Genomic DNA, 15,981 nt, shown 5'->3' on the forward strand with positions numbered 1-15,981 from the left:
GGCGGATTTGTCGCTTCAGGCTGCCGAATGTTCCGCGCACGGAGCGCGGGGCTGCCGTATTCGAGTGCTCTGCAGTTACACGGTCTGCTTCACGTAGATCTCAGGATCAAAATCAACGCGCCTCGCTTTTCCGTCAGGCGTTTTCAAGACAAGCTCGACTCCGCCTCCAAGAGAATGCATGTACCGCACGATGGACGATAGGAGGACATCGTCGGCGCTTTCGATTTTGGAAACAGTGTTCTGCGTCATGGCCGCACGCGTAGCGACCTCTTGCTGTGTTGCATGCATCGCTTTGCGCACTTCCGCCAAGGCTTTGCCCAGACGACGCTCCTGACGTTTCATGTCGAGCCGAGCACGAACATCTTCTGGAAGTTCGTCGCGTAACGTCTTCCATTCAGTGCTCATTTTTCTTCTCCTTCAGCCACGCACCGAACCGCGCGTCAGCTTTGTTGATCAGTTGTTTGTAAAAGAGCGCTTTATTCATGCCTTGCTTGTCTCCTCCGCAAAGGATGATGGCACTTTGAGCGGGATCGAAGGCGAAAGCAAAACGCCAGACCTGTTTGCCAAATTTGACTCTGATTTCCTTCATATTCGCATAATCGGAACCTGAAAGCGTATCGACCTGAGGGCGCCCTAAGAACGGGCCATCATCTTCAAGGTGGTCGAACACTTCGCCAACCAGTTCTTTCAACCCCATCTCCAGTTCTTTCCATTCAGGGACGAAGTCGGGATGGAATTGAACCTTATATGTCATCGGCCGCCTAAGAAATATATATTTAAAGATATAAAATCAAGATCGAGATCAAACAAGCTGGATTGAGAGACGTGGCTCAACCCAAGCAGCTCGAATGAGGGACAGAACACCGCGTTGCTGCCTTTCACTGGTCGCTCAAGGCGTTCTCGATGATGCTTCTTACCCTTCATCTGCCTGCGGGCATCGTCCTTCGGACCCAGGGAAGAAGAGACCCAGGCTCACCGCTTCAAGCTCCCCAAGATCCCACGCACCAGCGCCCGGCCGACTTGCGTTGCCACCGTGCGCGCCACGCTCTTCATCGCCGCTTCCACCACCGTTTCGCGCTGGTAGCCGGAAGTCCTGCCGCGCGACTGGCTGCGACCCTGATTGTCGTCATTGCTGCCGCCGAAGCCAGGCAGGGTCCAGCCGGAGGTGGTGCCCGGCTGCTGCTCTGCCGCTTCTTCCTGCGCTCGCTTGGCGGCCTCGGCATCGGCCGCCTTCTTTGCCCGCGCCACCAGCATCTCGAAGGCGGATTCGCGGTCGACATCCTCGTCATAGATGCCGAGGACCGGGCTTCTGTCCATGATCTGCCGGCGCTCGGCATCCGTCACCGGGCCGACGCGGCCGGAGGGTGGGCGGATCAGTGTGCGCTCGACGATCGAAGGCGCGCCCTTGGCCTCGAGCGTTGAGACCAGTGCCTCGCCGGTGCCGAGATTGGTGATGATGGTGGCGCAATCGAAGGCCGGATTGGCGCGGAATGTATCGGCCGCCGTCCTCACCGCTTTCTGCTCGCGCGGCGAATAGGCGCGAAGCGCATGCTGCGCCCGGTTGCCGAGCTGGGCAAGTACCGTTTCCGGCACGTCGAGCGGGTTCTGCGTCACGAAATAGACGCCGACGCCCTTGGAACGGATCAGCCGTACCACCTGCTCGACACGTTCGGTCAGCACCCTCGGCGCGTCGTTGAAGAGCAGATGCGCCTCGTCGAAGAAGAAGACGAGCTTCGGCTTTTCGGGATCGCCCACTTCGGGCAATTCCTCGAAGAGCTCGGAAAGCAGCCAGAGCAGGAAAGTGGCGTAAAGCCGGGGGTTCATCATCAGCTTGTCGGCGGCCAGCACCGAGATCTGGCCGTAGCCACTATTGCTGGTGCGCATGATGTCGGTGATCTTCAGCGCCGGTTCGCCGAAGAAATGCTCCGCACCCTGCTGTTCGAGAACGAGCAGCGCCCGCTGGATCGAGCCGACCGAAGCCTTGGAGATCAGCCCGTACTGGTTGGAAAGTTGGCTGGCGTTCTCGCCCATATAGTTGAGCAGCGAGCTGAAATCCTTGAGGTCGAGCAGCGGCAACCCGCCCTGGTCGGCGATCTTGAAGGCAATGTTGATGACGCCTTCCTGCGGCTCGGAGGCATCCATCAGGCGGGCGAGCAGCAGCGGTCCCATCTCGGCGATGGTGGTGCGCACCCGGTGGCCCTTCTCACCGAACAGATCCCAGAAGATCACCGGAAACTGGTCGAATTCATAGTCGGCAAAGCCGATCTGCTCGGCGCGCTTGGTCAGGAAGTCCTTGGGCTCGCCCTTGGCGGCGATGCCGGAAAGATCGCCCTTGATATCGGCCGCAAACACCGGAACGCCGGCCCGCGAGAAACCTTCGGCCAGCACCTGCAGCGTCACCGTCTTGCCGGTGCCGGTAGCGCCGGTGACGAGGCCGTGGCGATTGCCAAATTTCAGGTCGAGATATTCCGGCTTGTTGATGCTGTCATCGGGATTGCGGCTCGCGCCGATGAAAATCTTGCCTTCCTCGATCATTCGGAATGCTCCCTTGGGGCTCTGCCGCCATTTGTATGAGAAGGCGTGCTTCTGCCGCCTTCATTGAACTATCGTTTCCCTGTTATAAGCAGGCATGCGCATGCGGACAACTGTTTGCATTAAAAGCAAAACCGGACAAAGTGCGGCCCGGGGAGGGGCCGGCTTGAGTTGTGGTCGAATCTCGATTAACGTTGACGTTAACGTCAAAAAACAGGAGGCTGACGATGAATGAAATTGTGACCCAGATCGCCGATCGCGTGGGTATTGCGCCTGATTTGGCCGAAAAGGCGCTCGGCATGATGCTCGGCTTCCTGCAGCGCGAGGCCGCCGATGGCCCGGTTGCCAAGATGATCGAAGCGATCCCCGGCGGTGCCGATCTTGTCGCCCAGTTCAACGGCGAAGGTGCCGGCGGCGGTCTGCTCGGCGGGCTGATGAGCTCGCTCGGCGGCGGCGGCATCATGGGGCTCGGCCAGCAGCTGATGGGCGAAGGTCTCGGCATGGGCGAAATCACCTCGCTTGCCAAGGAAACCATCGCGATCGCCAAGCAATATGCCGGCGAGGAAGTCGTCGACGAGGTCGTCGCTTCCGTCCCGGGCCTCAGCCAGTTCGTCTGAGCGACGACGAGAAAGAGCCTTCGCGGCGTCGCCGCGAGACTCATCATATTTTGCCCTGGTCCCACTTGAAGAGGTGGCCAGTCGGCAGCACGGCAAGCTGAACCTGAAGGAGCCGTACCTGCCGTTCATTCGGAAGGCGCTCGCCGGTCGGCTCACCGTTGTCGCTCCTCGAGGAGTTCGTCGGTGATATCACGCCCACGCGCAAACACGCCCAATATGCTGACGTTATTGCCGCTCACCGTGAACGCCACGCAGACGCTGCGCCGATAGCCGATGATCCGGAGGCCGGGAATTCGGCCTTCCCGCAGCGTGCCCCGTTCCGGAAACGTCTCCAGGGCCTCGATGAACTGCGTGAACGAAGTCGCCGGCGATGCCGGTTCCCGCCTCAACGGCGATATCGGCATAGAGCTTGTCGAGTTCGGCTTCTGCCTTCGGATGGTAGATAATGCGGTAGGCCATGCCCTACTTGGCTTTCGCCGCGTCATTCCGGCGCTTTTCAAAGCGGGCGCGCACTGTCTCGGCCGGGATGCCGAGGCCCGGCTTGTTCACTAGGTCGTCGTAGCGCGCCGGAATTTCTTCATTGAGCCAGCGCTCGCGGGCCGCCTCATGATCCTCCAGTAGCCGCAGGCCTGCACGGACAACCTCGCTGGCATTATTGTAGCGGCCGGACTCCAGCTGCTTCCGGACAAATTCTTCGTAGTGGTTCCCGAGCGCAACGTTGGGCATGGTTTTCCTTTCGTTGTCGTCAATATGAAGCTGTCACACCGTGATGGCAATAGATGTCAATCCTCGACGTTAAACGGTCGTTATCTCCTCCGGTCGTCTGGTGATCGGCGGTATCCGGCCGCGGTGGCCCTGATCGCCTTGCCTTTCAGCCTCCGCCCGCTAATTAACGGCTGCCATTGGATGGAAGGAGAGCTCGTGACCGTCTGGCGCCCATCGCAGCAGATCAGGTTGAAGGTGATCGGCCTCGCCTGGCGGAAAGACCAGTTGCTTGCCGCCGAGGTGGAGGACGACAGCGGCCGCATCAAGGGCGTTCGCCCGCTCGGCGGCGCGATCGAATTCGGCGAGAGCCGTGAAGAAGCCTTGCACCGCGAATTCAGAGAGGAACTCGAGACCGATATCCGTATCCTCGGCCCTGGCATCTGCTTGAAAACATCTTCGAACATCATGGCGCGATCGGTCACGAATATATCTTCGCCGCCGACATCGAACTGGCCGATGCATCGCTCTACGGGCGCGACGAAATTCACTATTCCGAACTCGACGAGACGGCGGCGACGGCGCGCTGGTTCGGCCGCGACAGGCTGCGGGACGCCGGCATCGATCTCTATCCGACAGGTCTCGACAGGCTGCTGTCGCGCTGGCGCGATTGAGCCGGAGATCACCCGCTGTGAGGCGCCATATTCCGATCGCCAAACTTTGATCGTCCGCCCCGCTTCCGGGGGAACAATGATGTCGTTCTGCTGTTTCTGCCGCATCGCCGAAACCAGAAGGAATAGCATCATGCGTATGTTTCTTGCAGCAGCCTCGATCATTCTCCTCGGATTCGCCACGCCGGCCTTCTCCCAGGCGCTTGCTGATATGGACTATAGCGGCCGCTTCGGCGGTATGCCGCCCGGCACGGTGCCGGGGGCGGAATCCAGCGGCGGACTCGTGATTCCGCTCGATCCAGTCGAAACCGGTGATATCAACGTCGTCTTTCCGCCGGATCGACCCACCTGCCCGCGGCCCGGGACGCGTCAGTACCGCGCGGCCGAGCGCGACGGTACGCTAAGCGACGCCTGCCGCTGACGGGGTAGTCCGGGATTGGAAGGCAGAACCGGCTATTTGCCGTCCTTGTGTAGTATCACGCCGAGTTCATGCCACTGCCGCCTGTCGCGCTGGATCAGTTCGTCGGCTGAGGCCGGTCCCATGCTGCCCGGCGCGTAAGCGTCTGGCACGCTTTGATCCCTAGCCCAGATATCGAGGAAGGGTTGCACCGCCGCCCATCCGGCCTCGATGCCGTCGGCGCGCTGGAACAGCGTCTGGTCGCCGATGAAGAGATCATAGAGCAGTGATTCATAGCCGGTCGTCTTGGCAATATCGAATTTGTCGGCATAGCGGAAATCGAGCGAGACCGGCACGGTGTCGACGGAAAGCCCCGGCGATTTGATCGAGATTTCCATGCTCATGCCCTCGTCGGGCTGCACCTGGATCACCAGCCGGTTCGGCGGCAGGCGACTATTGACCTCCGTCTCGCGAAACTGCGCGAAGGGAACCGGCTGGAAGGTAATGACGATCTCGGTGTCGCGCGCCGTCAGCGCCTTGCCGGTCCTGAGATAGAAGGGCACGCCGGCCCAGCGCCAGGTATCGGCATAGAGCTTCAGCGCCACGAAGGTCTCGGTCCTGCTGTCGGGCGAGACGTCCTTGGTATGGCGATAGGCCGGAAGCGCAGCACCATTGAGTGGGCCTGCGCCATAGGCGCCGCGCACGCCATGCGTCTTGGCCTCATCAGGCGTATAGATGCGTAGCGCCTTCAGCACCTTGCTCTTCTCGTTGCGGATCGCCTCGGCATCGAAGCTGTTCGGCGGTTCCATGGCGATCATCGCCAGCAGCTGGAAGAGATGGTTCGGCACCATGTCGCGCAACGCGCCGGTTGCATCGTAGAATTTGCCGCGGCTGCCGACATCGACGATTTCGGCGGCGGTGATCTGCACATGGTCGATGTAGCGGCTGTTCCACAAGGACTCGATCATCATGTTGGCGAAACGCGCCGTCATCAAGTTCTGCACGGTTTCCTTGCCGAGGAAATGGTCGAGCCGGTAAACTTGGCTTTCCCCGACCTGCGCGAGGATCTGTGCATTGAGCGCCCGCGCCGAGGCGAGATCGGTGCCGAACGGCTTTTCGATGGCGACACGGCGGAAGACGCCGTCGCTTTCATCGGTCAGCCCATGGGCGGCGAGCTTCTCGACGATCGTGCCGAAAAAGGATGGCGGCACCGCAAGATAGAAGGCGGCATTGGCATTCGGGCCTAGGCGCTTGCCGATCTCGACGAAAATATCGTCCTTGGTGAAATCCCCGGACGTATAGGAAATGCGCCGGCGCAGGCTCTCCCAGGCTTCGTCCTTCACTGTCGGCGTTTCGCCGCTCAGATGGTTGAGGAATTGGTCGAGCCGCCCGCGCAGGAATTCGTCGTCACCAGGTTCGATGCCGATGCCGAGAATGTGGAGATCCTCGCCCACCAGGCGGCTGCGCGTCAGATTGATGATCGCCGGCACCAGCAGGCGGCGCGTCAGGTCTCCCGTGGCGCCGAAGATGACGAGGGTGACCGGCGGGGTAGGGGCAGCGTCCATGTGCCATCTCCTTGGAATTTGCGGCCGACTATACTGCGCGCCGGCTTTGCCGCAACATATGCAGGCGAGGGATAACAAGCATTTGACACCATCCGGACTGGCTGAGCCCACGTCACCTTGGTGGTAGGCGGCCGATTACCCTTTCACAGCCACCATGAAGATCCTCGGAAACCTGAGCAGCACCCGCCCGTCCGACATCTTGGGATAGGCCTTTTCCAACCGCTCCCGATAATCCGCCAGGAATGCCTCGCGATGCTCTTCGCCGGCATGGGCGAGATAGGGCATCAGTCCGGTTCCCTTCACCCATTCGACGATCGCCGCCGCATCCGCCATCGGGTGATTGTAGACCGTGTGCCAGATATCGACGCGCGAAGCTTTGGCGATCAGCCTGGAGTAATAGGTGGACGGCGGCGGCAGCGGCTTGCGGCGCACGCTCTTCACCTCGAAGGCGGATTTCCATGGGCCGGCATGGGCAGTCTCCTCCATCGCCAGATGCGAGGGTTCGCCGAGATTGTCGGGCATCTGCACGGCCAGCACGCCGCCTTCGGAAAGCCCGTCCATCAGCCGGTCGAAGATATCGAGATGATCGGGCAGCCATTGGAAGACCGCATTGGCAAAGAGCAGGTCGGCGGGCTCAGTCGGCTGCCAGATGCCGAGATCGGCCTCGACGAAGGCAGTGCCGGGAAGCCGCTTGCGGGCCGCCTCCAGCATGTTCATGTCGCTGTCGACGCCGGAGACGCCGTCCGCCCCATAGCGCTCGATGATCAGCTCGGTCGAATTGCCCGGGCCGCAGCCGAGATCGATGGCATGACGAATGTTTTGCAGCGGCACCTGTGCCAGAAGGTCACGCGACGGTCGCGTGCGCTCGTCCTCGAATTTCACATATTGGCTGGCGGACCATGCCATGGCGGTACCTCCTGGTGTCGGGCCACGTCTTCCATGCGCATCGTGTCGATGTTGCTGCCGTCGAGCTTGACGACACGGGCCAAGCCGTCACCCTCGATCTTCAGACACAAGTATTTTGTCGACGCGCCTCCCGTCGAGATCGATGACCTCGAAGCGCCATCCACCTCTCGTGAAGCTCTCCCCCAATTCGGGCAGATGTTTCAGCTCCTCCAACACCAGACCGGCCACAGTCTGATATTCCAAGTCGTCATCGAGCCTGAGGTTTAAGAATTCAGCGAACTCGTCAATCGGCGTCCAGCCCGACACGAGGTAAGAACCGTCATCTCGACGAGCGATGGCCTGTTCATCGACAGGTCCCTCCTGGAGAGCCCCCATGATTGCTTCCAAAATGTCACCCGACGAGACAATCCCCTCGAAGTGGCCGTACTCGTCGAAAACCAGCACCATGTGAATGGGCGATTTCCTGATGGCTTCAATAACATTGATGGCAGTTGCAAGGTCTGAAACCACCGGGACATCTTGCGTCAGCGCCTTGATGTCGACAGTGCCGTGTTCGGACATCGAGTCGTAGAAGTCCTTGACCGGAAGGATCCCGATCACCTCGTCCGAACTGCCTTTTCGAACCGGCAACCGCGACCGCTTCGTCCTGTGCAACTGGGTCCGAATTTCATCAAGGCTGTCGTCAATATCGATAATTTCGACGTCGCGTCGGGGCGTCATAAGTGCTCGGGCGGTGCGGTCAGCCAGCCGCATGACACCCGATATCATCGCGGACTCTTCGCTTTCGATCACTCCAGCCGACTGGGCCTCGGCCAGAACGGTCTTGATCTCTGCGTCAGAGACATTGTCGCCACCTTTTCCTGCCTGGCCCAGGAGCTTGAGCACAAGGTTTCCGGAGGCGTTTAGAAGCCACACGAGTGGCAGCGCAATTTTTGAAAGGACCGCCATAGCGGGTGCGACCTTGGCCGCAACCGCTTCGGGTTCCCGTAACGCGATCTGCTTTGGAACAAGTTCGCCTATGATCAGCGAAAGATAGGTGATTGCCACCACGACTGAACCCACGCCAAGGGCATCAGCGGCTGTCGATGACATTCCTTGGACTTCCAGCCATCCGCTCAGGCGGCCGCCGAGCGTGGCCCCTGAGAAAGCGCCGGATAGAACGCCGACCAGCGTGATGCCGATCTGCACCGTAGAGAGAAAACGACCGGGGTTTTCGGCAAGTTTGATCGCTTGAGCTGCACCCTTGCTTCCATTGTCGGAGAGAACCTTCAGGCGGGCTGTTCGAGAAGACACGACGGCCAGCTCAGACATGGCGAGCACACCATTCAGGATGGTGAGAAACGCCACAATTCCAATTTCCAGAAACACAGGGACCCTATTCGTTGAGGTTGTAATGCCGCGTTCGTCAGGCGAAGCGGCGAGGCATTCGAAGGGACGCTCTTATACGCATATACGCATCGCCTGTCGTCTTTCCATTATCGTGTTGACATCAGTTCAGGTTCCATCAGGCCGCTCCTCTGAGGTGAAAGTCAGGGCCATCGGTAAAACCGGCAGGCTGCGGCCACCCGTCATTGACAATGGGAAGCGGCCCTCTCTGCGGGAGCCTTGATAGGCCTGAGGCGAGGCGGAGGTCGTCGCACCGTCTACAATGGTCGCCTGCTTCCTCGGCCGGGAGATCCCGGTGGGAAGGGGCGGAGCTTGTACTGGATGGGTCGCTGTCAGGCATGCCGCAATTTTGACGGTGAAACAGTGCCGACGCAAGAGGCGCCGGGCGAAAATCCTTATAGCGTCTTGATGTGACAGTTTTGAAAAGGAGAGCAGCACCTCGTTTTGGTTGAGGATTTCGGCTGGTTTTCCGCTTTTCTGCAAAAGCGCCTGGTAATGACCGAGCTGTCGGCAGAGGGAATTTGACGGGATGGAGCGTGGGGACTGCGGCGCGTCCCACGAGCTGGAATAGCGATCTGGTAAAGAGGTGGAGCCAAGGAAAAAGTTACCTACAAAGTCAAAGTTAGCGTTGTTTAAACGTCTGAAAGGACGCGCGGCGCTCGAGCCTATGACAAATCTGGTGCTGACGAAGGAATTGCGAACCGGGCCTTAATGGTGAATGATTGTTGTGACCGCGAGCTGCTCTGGTTTCTCGTGGAGCTTCTCCAAAAACGACGAGGTCACGATGCTCATTATCTTGGGCGGTCTGCCCGGCAGTGGAAAGACGACGATTGCCCGTGCTTTGGCTGAGCGGTTGAATGCAGTCCATGTGCGCGTCGATACCATTGAACAGGCAATCCGCGCTTCCGGAATAGCTGATGATGCAGGGCCTGCAGGCTATATCGCAGCTTACGGTGTCGCCGGAGACAATCTGACCCTCGGCAGGATTGTTATCGCCGACTCAGTCAACCCGCTCCGGATAACCAGGTCAGCGTGGCTTTCAGTCGCCCAAGCGGCCGGGGTGCCGGCGGCGGAGGTCGAGGTCGTTTGCTCGGATAAAGCCGAGCACCGCAAGCGTGCTGAAACGCGCCTCACCGACGTCGAAGGTCTGGTGAAGCCGACATGGCAAGAGACTTCCGAAAGAGCCTATGACGAATGGCACGATGCGATCGTCATCGACACCGCCTCGAAAACGGTCGACGAAGCTTTGGATGAACTGGTGAGCCGATTGAAATCGCTCCCGTTAAATGCGTAGCATGATCGACGAAGGAATGCATGATGTCGTCTGAAAAAGGCATCATGCACTCACGCCATCACGCCGCGAGGATGGTGATCCCATAGGCATTGGCCGCCGCCGTCATGCGGGCGATGGTCTCCGTCGAAGGGCTGGCCTTTGGGGGCTCCGTCGTGCCTTCCGCTTCGATGAACTCGGCCATGCCCCGATCGACGACCGCGGAAAAGACCACGGGAACGGTTCCGCGGTTGGAATAGCCGTGCACCATGAAGGGCGGGATGGTGACGATGTCGCCGGCGCTGGCCTCGATCTCTTCGGGGCCGTTATCGCTCAGGCGCCAGATCGTCAGGTTTCCCTCGATGATGCGGAACACTTCGGGGCTCGCATGCGCATGTTTCGGCGTCCGACTGCCTGATGGCACGGTGACGTCGAAGATATTGAGCCAGGCTCCACTGATTCTAAGCCGCCGCTCGACCCGGTCGCCGAGGACGAAAAACCGCTTGGGCTCGTTGCTCGCAGGCATTTTCACAAATGAGTTGGACATCATGTCTCTTTCTTTTTCTTACAGGGCTTCTTCTTATGGGCTTTTTCTTGCGGGCGCAGCCGTTAGACCTTTGCGCCGCCTTTGACAACCCACCCCCTGTTGTTGGGGGTAACATCGCCGAAGGCGCTTCAAAGAAGCACGCTGCGCCAGCCGAAGCGATGAACAAACGGCTCCGTTGCCAGGGGTTCAGCGCCGCTCGCGCGCCACTGCGTCACGAGACTGTCGAGGCCGATATCGGTACTTCGGGGCGTTTCCGCAAGATCCGCCAATGCCGCATCAGCTATGCGGAAATGACTGAGGCCGGACGGGTTCGAAAGGCTCGGCGCCTGTAATACCGCCGACACAGAAGGGGCGCATAGAACGCGGCGGCCGTCCTTCCACGCCGTCCCGGCATTCACATTGATCATCCACATTGATGGAGCGCAACCATGTCCTCTCTTCCCGTCGTCGGCGCCGCCATGACGCTCGATGAAGTCGAACTTCACCGTGATTGGCTCTTCGAAAAGTCCCGCGATCTCGAATTGCAGAGCTTCATCGATGCCGAGATTCTCAACGGCGACTGGGCGCCGCTTGCCGCCCGCGCCAGAAGGCTTCTCGACGGTCATCGCGGCCGCCTCGGCATTCACGGCCCGTTCTGGGGCTTCACCGTCGCCTCGGAAGATCCCGATATCCGCGCCATCGTCACCCGGCGCCTGCTGCAGGGTCTTGATGTCTGCGCCGCCATCGGCGCGACCCATATGGTCATCCACAGCCCTTATACGTCCTGGTCCTACAACAATCTCGACGACAATGCCGGCGCCCGCGAAGCCTTGGCCGAGCGCACGCACATGACCCTGCGCGACGCCGTCAGGCGCGCCGAGGATATCGGCTGCACCATGGTCATCGAGAACATCGAGGACAAGGATCCGCATATTCGCGTGGCGCTTGCCGAAAGCTTCAACTCGCCCGCCGTCGCCGTCTCGATTGATGCCGGCCACGCCCATTATGCCCACGGCTATACTGGTGCGCCGCCGGTCGATTATTATGTCAAGGCCGCCGGCAATCGCCTCCAGCATGTCCACCTGCAGGATGCCGACGGATATGCCGACCGCCACTGGAGCCTCGGCGAAGGCACGATCCGCTGGCATGCCGTCTTCGCAGCCCTTGCCAAGCTTGAAAGCAATCCGCGCCTCATCATCGAGATCAAGGACAAGTCGAAGATACCGGCCTCTGCTGCCTATCTCACCTCGATCGGCGTGGCTGAATAACGTCGGTTGCTCGTCCCGCTCTCCCTCACCTGTGCTCGGCACAGGAGGGGAGGGTGAGTTCCCTCATGAAAACCGCGTAATGACGCTGATCCCCGTCGCCTCAGCCTTATCCAGCGCCATCAGCGCCGGCACGGCTTCCTCGAGGCTGACCCGCCGTCCGATCAGCTTCTGCGGCGCGATCTTGCCGGCCGAAAGCATCGACAGCATGGCGTCGTAGCGCCAGGCCTGCATGCCGTGGCTGCCGTAGATTTCCAGCTCGTGGCCGATCACCTGCGCCATCGGGATTTGCGGCGTCGCGTGCTCGCCGAGCATCAGTCCCACCTGCACATGCCGGCCGCGCCGGCGCAGGTTCTTGATCGAGTTGAAGCAGGTGACGGGATGGCCGAGCGCGTCGATCGAGACATGCGCGCCGCCCTTGGTGATCTCGCGCACCGCCTCCGCCACGTCGGCGACGCCGGAGGCATTGACCGTCGCCACCGCCCCGCACTCCCGCGCAAAGGCGAGTTTCTCTTCCGAAATATCGATGCCGATCGCATTCGCTCCGAGCGCGGTGGCAATCATGATCGCCGACAGGCCGACACCGCCGCAGCCATGCACGGCGATCCATTCGCCGGGCCCGGTGCGCGCCTGGTCGGCGACGGCGCGAAACGAGGTGGCGAAGCGGCAACCGAGGCTTGCCGCCGTCGCATCGTCGATCGTATCGGGCAGGTGCACCAGATTGGTATCGGCATAATCGATCGCCACATATTCGGCAAACGAGCCCCAATGGGTGAAACCCGGCTGGAACTGGTTCGGGCAGACCTGCTGGTTGCCGGAATGGCACTCTCCGCAATGGCCGCAGCCGGAAACGAAAGGCACGGTCACCCGATCGCCCACCTTGAAGCGCATCACGCCGCGGCCGGTGGCGACGATCCGCCCGGCAAGCTCGTGTCCCGGCACATGTGGCAGGCGAATGTCGGGATCGTGCCCCATCCAGCCGTGCCAGTCGCTGCGGCAGAGCCCGCTGGCGCCGACGGATATGACGACCCCGTCCTCGGCAGGCGTCGGATCGGCAACGGTACGGATCTCCGGCGCCTGTTCGAAGGCTTCGTAAAACATGGCTTTCATCGGCGTCTTCCCTTGCTGCCGAATGCATGTCGCCCGGAAATGTGCAGCGGTTCCGGGATAACGACATGCATAAAAAAGAGCTTAAGAGCCTAGCATGGATCAAGTCGATGCGCCGCTCTTAAGCGGCGGTTCCACCCATCATCGCATGCGGCAGGCAGCTATTCCAACATTCCATTCCATCATTTTTGCTGATGCACCCATCGATGAAGCTGCCATCGCTGCGCACGAATATTGCGGCCTGGCGCCATTCCTCGGCATTTTCTTGCTTCCGTGTTTCCGCTTGGGATTTGTTCTTGACCCGGCTTGCCGCGGCGGTTTTTCCTTCTCCGGCTTCAGGAGGAAACCATCATGGCCGTCGATACATCACCCCGTTCAACCACTTGGACTCATGTCGACGGGGAGTGGCTCCCGGGCAATCCGCCGCTGATCGGACCGACCTCGCATGCCATGTGGCTCGGCTCCACGGTCTTCGACGGCGCCCGCTGGTTCGACGGCATCGCGCCGGATCTCGACCTGCACTGCCAGCGCATCAACCGCTCGGCGCTCGCCATGGGCTTGAAGCCGGTGAAATCAGCCGAGGAGATTGTGGCACTTGCCTGGGAAGGCGTCGCGAAATTCGATGGCGCCACACCGATCTACATCAAGCCGATGTATTGGGGCGAGCACGGTTCGCCGGGCAGCGTCGTCTCGGTCGATGGGGACTCAACCCGCTTCGCGCTCTGCCTGTTCGAGGCGCCGATGGGTGGCCATGGCGGCACCAGCCTCACCGTCTCGCCCTACCGCCGCCCGTCGCCGGAAACGGCGATGACCGAGGCGAAGACCGGCTCGCTCTATCCAAACAGCGGCCGCATGATCGCCGAAGCGCGCAGCCGCGGCTTCGACAATGCGCTGGTGCGCGACTTGAACGGCAACGTCGTCGAAACCGCTTCTTCGAACGTCTTTATGGTCAAGGACGGCGTAGTGATGACGCCGGCCGCCAACCGAACCTTCCTCGCCGGCATCACCCGCGCCCGCGTCATTGGCCTGCTGCGCAAGGCCGGTTTCGACGTGCACGAAGCAACACTCTCCGTCGAGGATTTCATGCAAGCCGACGAGATCTTCACCACCGGCAACTATTCCAAAGTCGTCGGCGTCATCCGTCTCGACGACCGCGATCTCCAGGAAGGCCCGGTCACCCGCAAGGCGCTGGATCTCTACATGGACTGGGCCCACGGCCGCAGCGAAAGCGAAGAGTGAGCAGCGGTTCGGCGAAGCCGAAGCAATCGATCCAGTGAATCGATTGCCGCGACGAACGCCCGGAGCGCAAGCGCAGGGCAGAGGGGGGTGCCGCACACCCTACCGAGAGATACCAAGCCGCCCACTTGCATAAAATGCATGGCAGGTTTGCCCAAAACGGCTTCGTCCTCCCCCATCTTTTCGCCATAGTGGCGCCGAAATTCCGTAAGCGGGGAGGAAGAGGCTTATGACTATGCTGTTCGACGAACAAGGCGAGATCATCCGCGAACTGGGTGTTGCCGCCGATATCGACCCTGAGCAGGAGATCGAACGGCGAACTGCTTTCCTCAAGGATTATCTCGTCGCCTCGGGCATGCGCGGCTACGTCCTCGGCATCAGCGGCGGCGTCGATTCGCTGACGGCGGCGCTGCTGGCTCAAAAGGCGGTGCGCGAGCTGCGGGAAAGCGGCCATGCGGCCGAATTCATCGCCGTGCGCCTTCCCTATGGTGTCCAGGCGGACGAGGCCGATGCGGTGAAGGCGCTGGAAACGATCGGCGCCGACCGCTCGATGGTGGTCAACATCAAAGCGTCGGCGGATGCGATGCTTGCCGCCGCGCAGGACGGCGGTCTCGCCTTTGCCGATGCCGGCCGTCAGGATTTCATCCTCGGCAATATCAAGGCGCGCCAGCGCATGATCGCCCAGTTCGCCCTTGCCGGGGCGCTTGGCAGCCTCGTCATCGGCACCGATCATGCGGCCGAGGCGGTCATGGGCTTCTTTACCAAGTTCGGCGATGGCGCCGCCGATATCCTGCCGCTCGCCGGCCTCAACAAGCGCCGCGTCCGCCTGCTGGCAAAGCGGCTCGGCGCCCCGGACGAACTGGTGTTCAAAGTGCCCACAGCCGATCTCGAGGACCAGCGGCCGCTGCGCCCCGACGAGGAGGCCTATGGCGTCAGCTATGACGAGATCGACGATTTCCTCGAAGGCAAGCCGGTCGGCGAGATCGCCCGCCGCCGCATCTTCGCCGCCTATCGGGCGACCGCCCACAAGCGCGCCTTGCCGGTGGCCGTCAACGCCCTCTGAAGGTCGTCCAGGCGCGGGATGCGTGCGGGCGCGACCCGGGGTTTACGGCCTGACCGGCTCGCCCGTCCGTCCTGACGAAGCGAGATAGGCATGCGGCGCGAAATAGACGCCGTCGGCATCGAAGGCTTCGAGGTCTTCGGCCTGCAGCGCCTCGCGCACATTCGGCCGTGCCGCCACCCGCGCCATGAAGCCGTGCAGCGCCGGCCATTGCTTGAGATCGATATCGGTCCAGGGCGACCAGTTCAGGCAGACGAAGAGATAGGCATCCGCCACCGTGAAGGCATCGCCGGTGAGATAGGGTCCGGCAAGACGGCCGTTCAGCCATGTCAGCCGCTTCGATATCAGCGCGCGGACCTCCCCATGAACACCGGAATAAGTCGGGTCGAAGAGCAGCACCATCGGCTTGTGCAGCTCGGCGGTGATGAAGTTGAGATAGGACTGCACTTCGTTGCGGCGGAGATCGCCGATCGGCGGCAATAGGGCTGCCCCTTCGGGCACGCTGTCGGCGAGGAACTGCACGATCGCCGGCCCCTCGGTCAGCACCTTGCCATCGTCGAGCATCAGCGCCGGCACATAGCCGTTGCCGTTGATCGCGAGATAATCCTCGCCGTTGCTCGTCCTGTGGGTCTGCCGGTCGACCTGGACGAGCTCGATATCGAACCCGAGCTCTCGGCAGATGATGTGCGGCGAAAGCGAGCAGGCCGCGGCGTGCATGTAAAGTTTCATTGCGGTTTCCTC

At 61.1% G+C, this 15,981-nt stretch carries 18 protein-coding genes and 2 pseudogenes; 8 read left to right on the top strand and 12 right to left on the bottom strand.

The annotated features are described in order from the left end of the window. Positions 1-75: 75 nt before the first annotated feature. The 3 genes from RWJ89_RS29185 to RWJ89_RS29195 form a co-directional block, all read right to left on the bottom strand. Positions 76-405, bottom strand: coding sequence for a helix-turn-helix domain-containing protein (locus RWJ89_RS29185; protein ID WP_020049108.1), 330 nt, complete (start codon positions 403-405; stop codon positions 76-78). Then, positions 395-754: a type II toxin-antitoxin system RelE/ParE family toxin gene (locus RWJ89_RS29190; RefSeq protein ID WP_316031855.1), complete on the bottom strand. Its 360-nt coding sequence runs from the start codon at positions 752-754 to the stop codon at positions 395-397. The genes RWJ89_RS29185 and RWJ89_RS29190 overlap by 11 nt, the downstream gene beginning before the upstream one ends. 218 nt (positions 755-972) lie before the next feature. Continuing rightward, on the bottom strand, positions 973-2,535 hold the full coding sequence (locus tag RWJ89_RS29195) for a helicase HerA-like C-terminal domain-containing protein (RefSeq protein WP_316031856.1): 1,563 nt from the start codon (positions 2,533-2,535) through the stop codon (positions 973-975). A 224-nt stretch (positions 2,536-2,759) separates the two neighbouring features. Between RWJ89_RS29195 and RWJ89_RS29200 the strand changes: the two genes are divergently transcribed. Further along, positions 2,760-3,149 (top strand): hypothetical protein, encoded by a 390-nt coding sequence (locus RWJ89_RS29200; protein ID WP_020049111.1) that lies wholly within the window; start codon positions 2,760-2,762, stop codon positions 3,147-3,149. 152 nt (positions 3,150-3,301) lie between these two features. On the opposite strand, the pseudogene RWJ89_RS29205 reads toward RWJ89_RS29200, so the two are convergent. Together RWJ89_RS29205 and RWJ89_RS29210 are read right to left on the bottom strand one after the other, a co-directional pair. Next, positions 3,302-3,608, bottom strand: a pseudogene (locus tag RWJ89_RS29205) (type II toxin-antitoxin system RelE/ParE family toxin). A gap of 3 nt (positions 3,609-3,611) precedes the next feature. After that, positions 3,612-3,875: a type II toxin-antitoxin system ParD family antitoxin gene (locus tag RWJ89_RS29210; protein ID WP_020049113.1), complete on the bottom strand. Its 264-nt coding sequence runs from the start codon at positions 3,873-3,875 to the stop codon at positions 3,612-3,614. A gap of 195 nt (positions 3,876-4,070) precedes the next feature. Here RWJ89_RS29210 and RWJ89_RS29215 point away from each other — a divergent pair. Both RWJ89_RS29215 and RWJ89_RS29220 read left to right on the top strand, forming a co-directional pair. Further along, positions 4,071-4,525, top strand: a pseudogene (locus RWJ89_RS29215) (NUDIX hydrolase). 76 nt (positions 4,526-4,601) lie between these two features. Further along, a complete protein-coding gene (locus RWJ89_RS29220) occupies positions 4,602-4,943 on the top strand; it encodes a hypothetical protein (RefSeq protein WP_221947521.1) in 342 nt (113 codons plus the stop codon). A gap of 32 nt (positions 4,944-4,975) precedes the next feature. On the opposite strand, the gene zwf is transcribed toward RWJ89_RS29220, so the two are convergent. The 3 genes from zwf to RWJ89_RS29235 form a co-directional block, all read right to left on the bottom strand. Then, positions 4,976-6,484: a glucose-6-phosphate dehydrogenase gene (zwf, locus tag RWJ89_RS29225; RefSeq protein ID WP_316031857.1), complete on the bottom strand. Its 1,509-nt coding sequence runs from the start codon at positions 6,482-6,484 to the stop codon at positions 4,976-4,978. A 135-nt stretch (positions 6,485-6,619) separates the two neighbouring features. Beyond that, positions 6,620-7,390, bottom strand: coding sequence for a trans-aconitate 2-methyltransferase (gene tam, locus RWJ89_RS29230; RefSeq protein ID WP_131665870.1), 771 nt, complete (start codon positions 7,388-7,390; stop codon positions 6,620-6,622). Positions 7,391-7,477: 87 nt separating this feature from the next. Continuing rightward, on the bottom strand, positions 7,478-8,758 hold the full coding sequence (locus RWJ89_RS29235; RefSeq protein WP_131641495.1) for a hemolysin family protein: 1,281 nt from the start codon (positions 8,756-8,758) through the stop codon (positions 7,478-7,480). A gap of 802 nt (positions 8,759-9,560) precedes the next feature. Between RWJ89_RS29235 and RWJ89_RS29240 the strand changes: the two genes are divergently transcribed. Continuing rightward, on the top strand, positions 9,561-10,070 hold the full coding sequence (locus RWJ89_RS29240; RefSeq protein WP_168287817.1) for an AAA family ATPase: 510 nt from the start codon (positions 9,561-9,563) through the stop codon (positions 10,068-10,070). Between the two features lie 58 nt (positions 10,071-10,128). Here the strand turns inward: RWJ89_RS29240 and RWJ89_RS29245 are convergent, their stop codons facing one another. Continuing rightward, entirely contained in the window at positions 10,129-10,596 is a 468-nt protein-coding gene (locus tag RWJ89_RS29245) for a cupin domain-containing protein (RefSeq protein WP_316031858.1), read from the bottom strand. A gap of 125 nt (positions 10,597-10,721) precedes the next feature. Then, a complete protein-coding gene (locus RWJ89_RS29250) occupies positions 10,722-11,006 on the bottom strand; it encodes a hypothetical protein (protein ID WP_165503808.1) in 285 nt (94 codons plus the stop codon). A 15-nt stretch (positions 11,007-11,021) separates the two neighbouring features. Here RWJ89_RS29250 and RWJ89_RS29255 point away from each other — a divergent pair, with 15 nt between their 5' ends. Next, positions 11,022-11,840, top strand: coding sequence for a sugar phosphate isomerase/epimerase family protein (locus tag RWJ89_RS29255; protein WP_316031859.1), 819 nt, complete (start codon positions 11,022-11,024; stop codon positions 11,838-11,840). Positions 11,841-11,903: 63 nt separating this feature from the next. On the opposite strand, the gene RWJ89_RS29260 is transcribed toward RWJ89_RS29255, so the two are convergent. Then, positions 11,904-12,947 carry a zinc-dependent alcohol dehydrogenase family protein gene (locus RWJ89_RS29260; RefSeq protein WP_130661225.1) on the bottom strand — a complete coding sequence of 348 codons (1,044 nt, stop codon included), beginning with the start codon at positions 12,945-12,947 and terminating at the stop codon, positions 11,904-11,906. A 94-nt stretch (positions 12,948-13,041) separates the two neighbouring features. Between RWJ89_RS29260 and RWJ89_RS29265 the strand changes: the two genes are divergently transcribed. The 3 genes from RWJ89_RS29265 (at position 13,042) to nadE (ending at position 15,243) form a co-directional block, all read left to right on the top strand. After that, a complete protein-coding gene (locus RWJ89_RS29265; RefSeq protein ID WP_316031860.1) occupies positions 13,042-13,374 on the top strand; it encodes a hypothetical protein in 333 nt (110 codons plus the stop codon). Continuing rightward, positions 13,296-14,183: a branched-chain amino acid aminotransferase gene (locus RWJ89_RS29270; protein WP_168285051.1), complete on the top strand. Its 888-nt coding sequence runs from the start codon at positions 13,296-13,298 to the stop codon at positions 14,181-14,183. The genes RWJ89_RS29265 and RWJ89_RS29270 overlap by 79 nt, the downstream gene beginning before the upstream one ends. A 226-nt stretch (positions 14,184-14,409) precedes the next feature. Beyond that, complete coding sequence (gene nadE / locus RWJ89_RS29275; RefSeq protein ID WP_168287816.1) at positions 14,410-15,243, top strand: ammonia-dependent NAD(+) synthetase; 834 nt, start codon at positions 14,410-14,412, stop codon at positions 15,241-15,243. A 42-nt stretch (positions 15,244-15,285) separates the two neighbouring features. Here nadE and gstA read toward each other — a convergent pair whose 3' ends face one another. Next, positions 15,286-15,969 (bottom strand): glutathione transferase GstA, encoded by a 684-nt coding sequence (gstA, locus tag RWJ89_RS29280; protein WP_221959983.1) that lies wholly within the window; start codon positions 15,967-15,969, stop codon positions 15,286-15,288. Positions 15,970-15,981 lie beyond the last annotated feature (12 nt).

Source organism: Rhizobium sp. 10PS4, assembly GCF_032464805.1.
Classification (GTDB): Bacteria; Pseudomonadota; Alphaproteobacteria; order Rhizobiales; family Rhizobiaceae; genus Rhizobium; species Rhizobium laguerreae.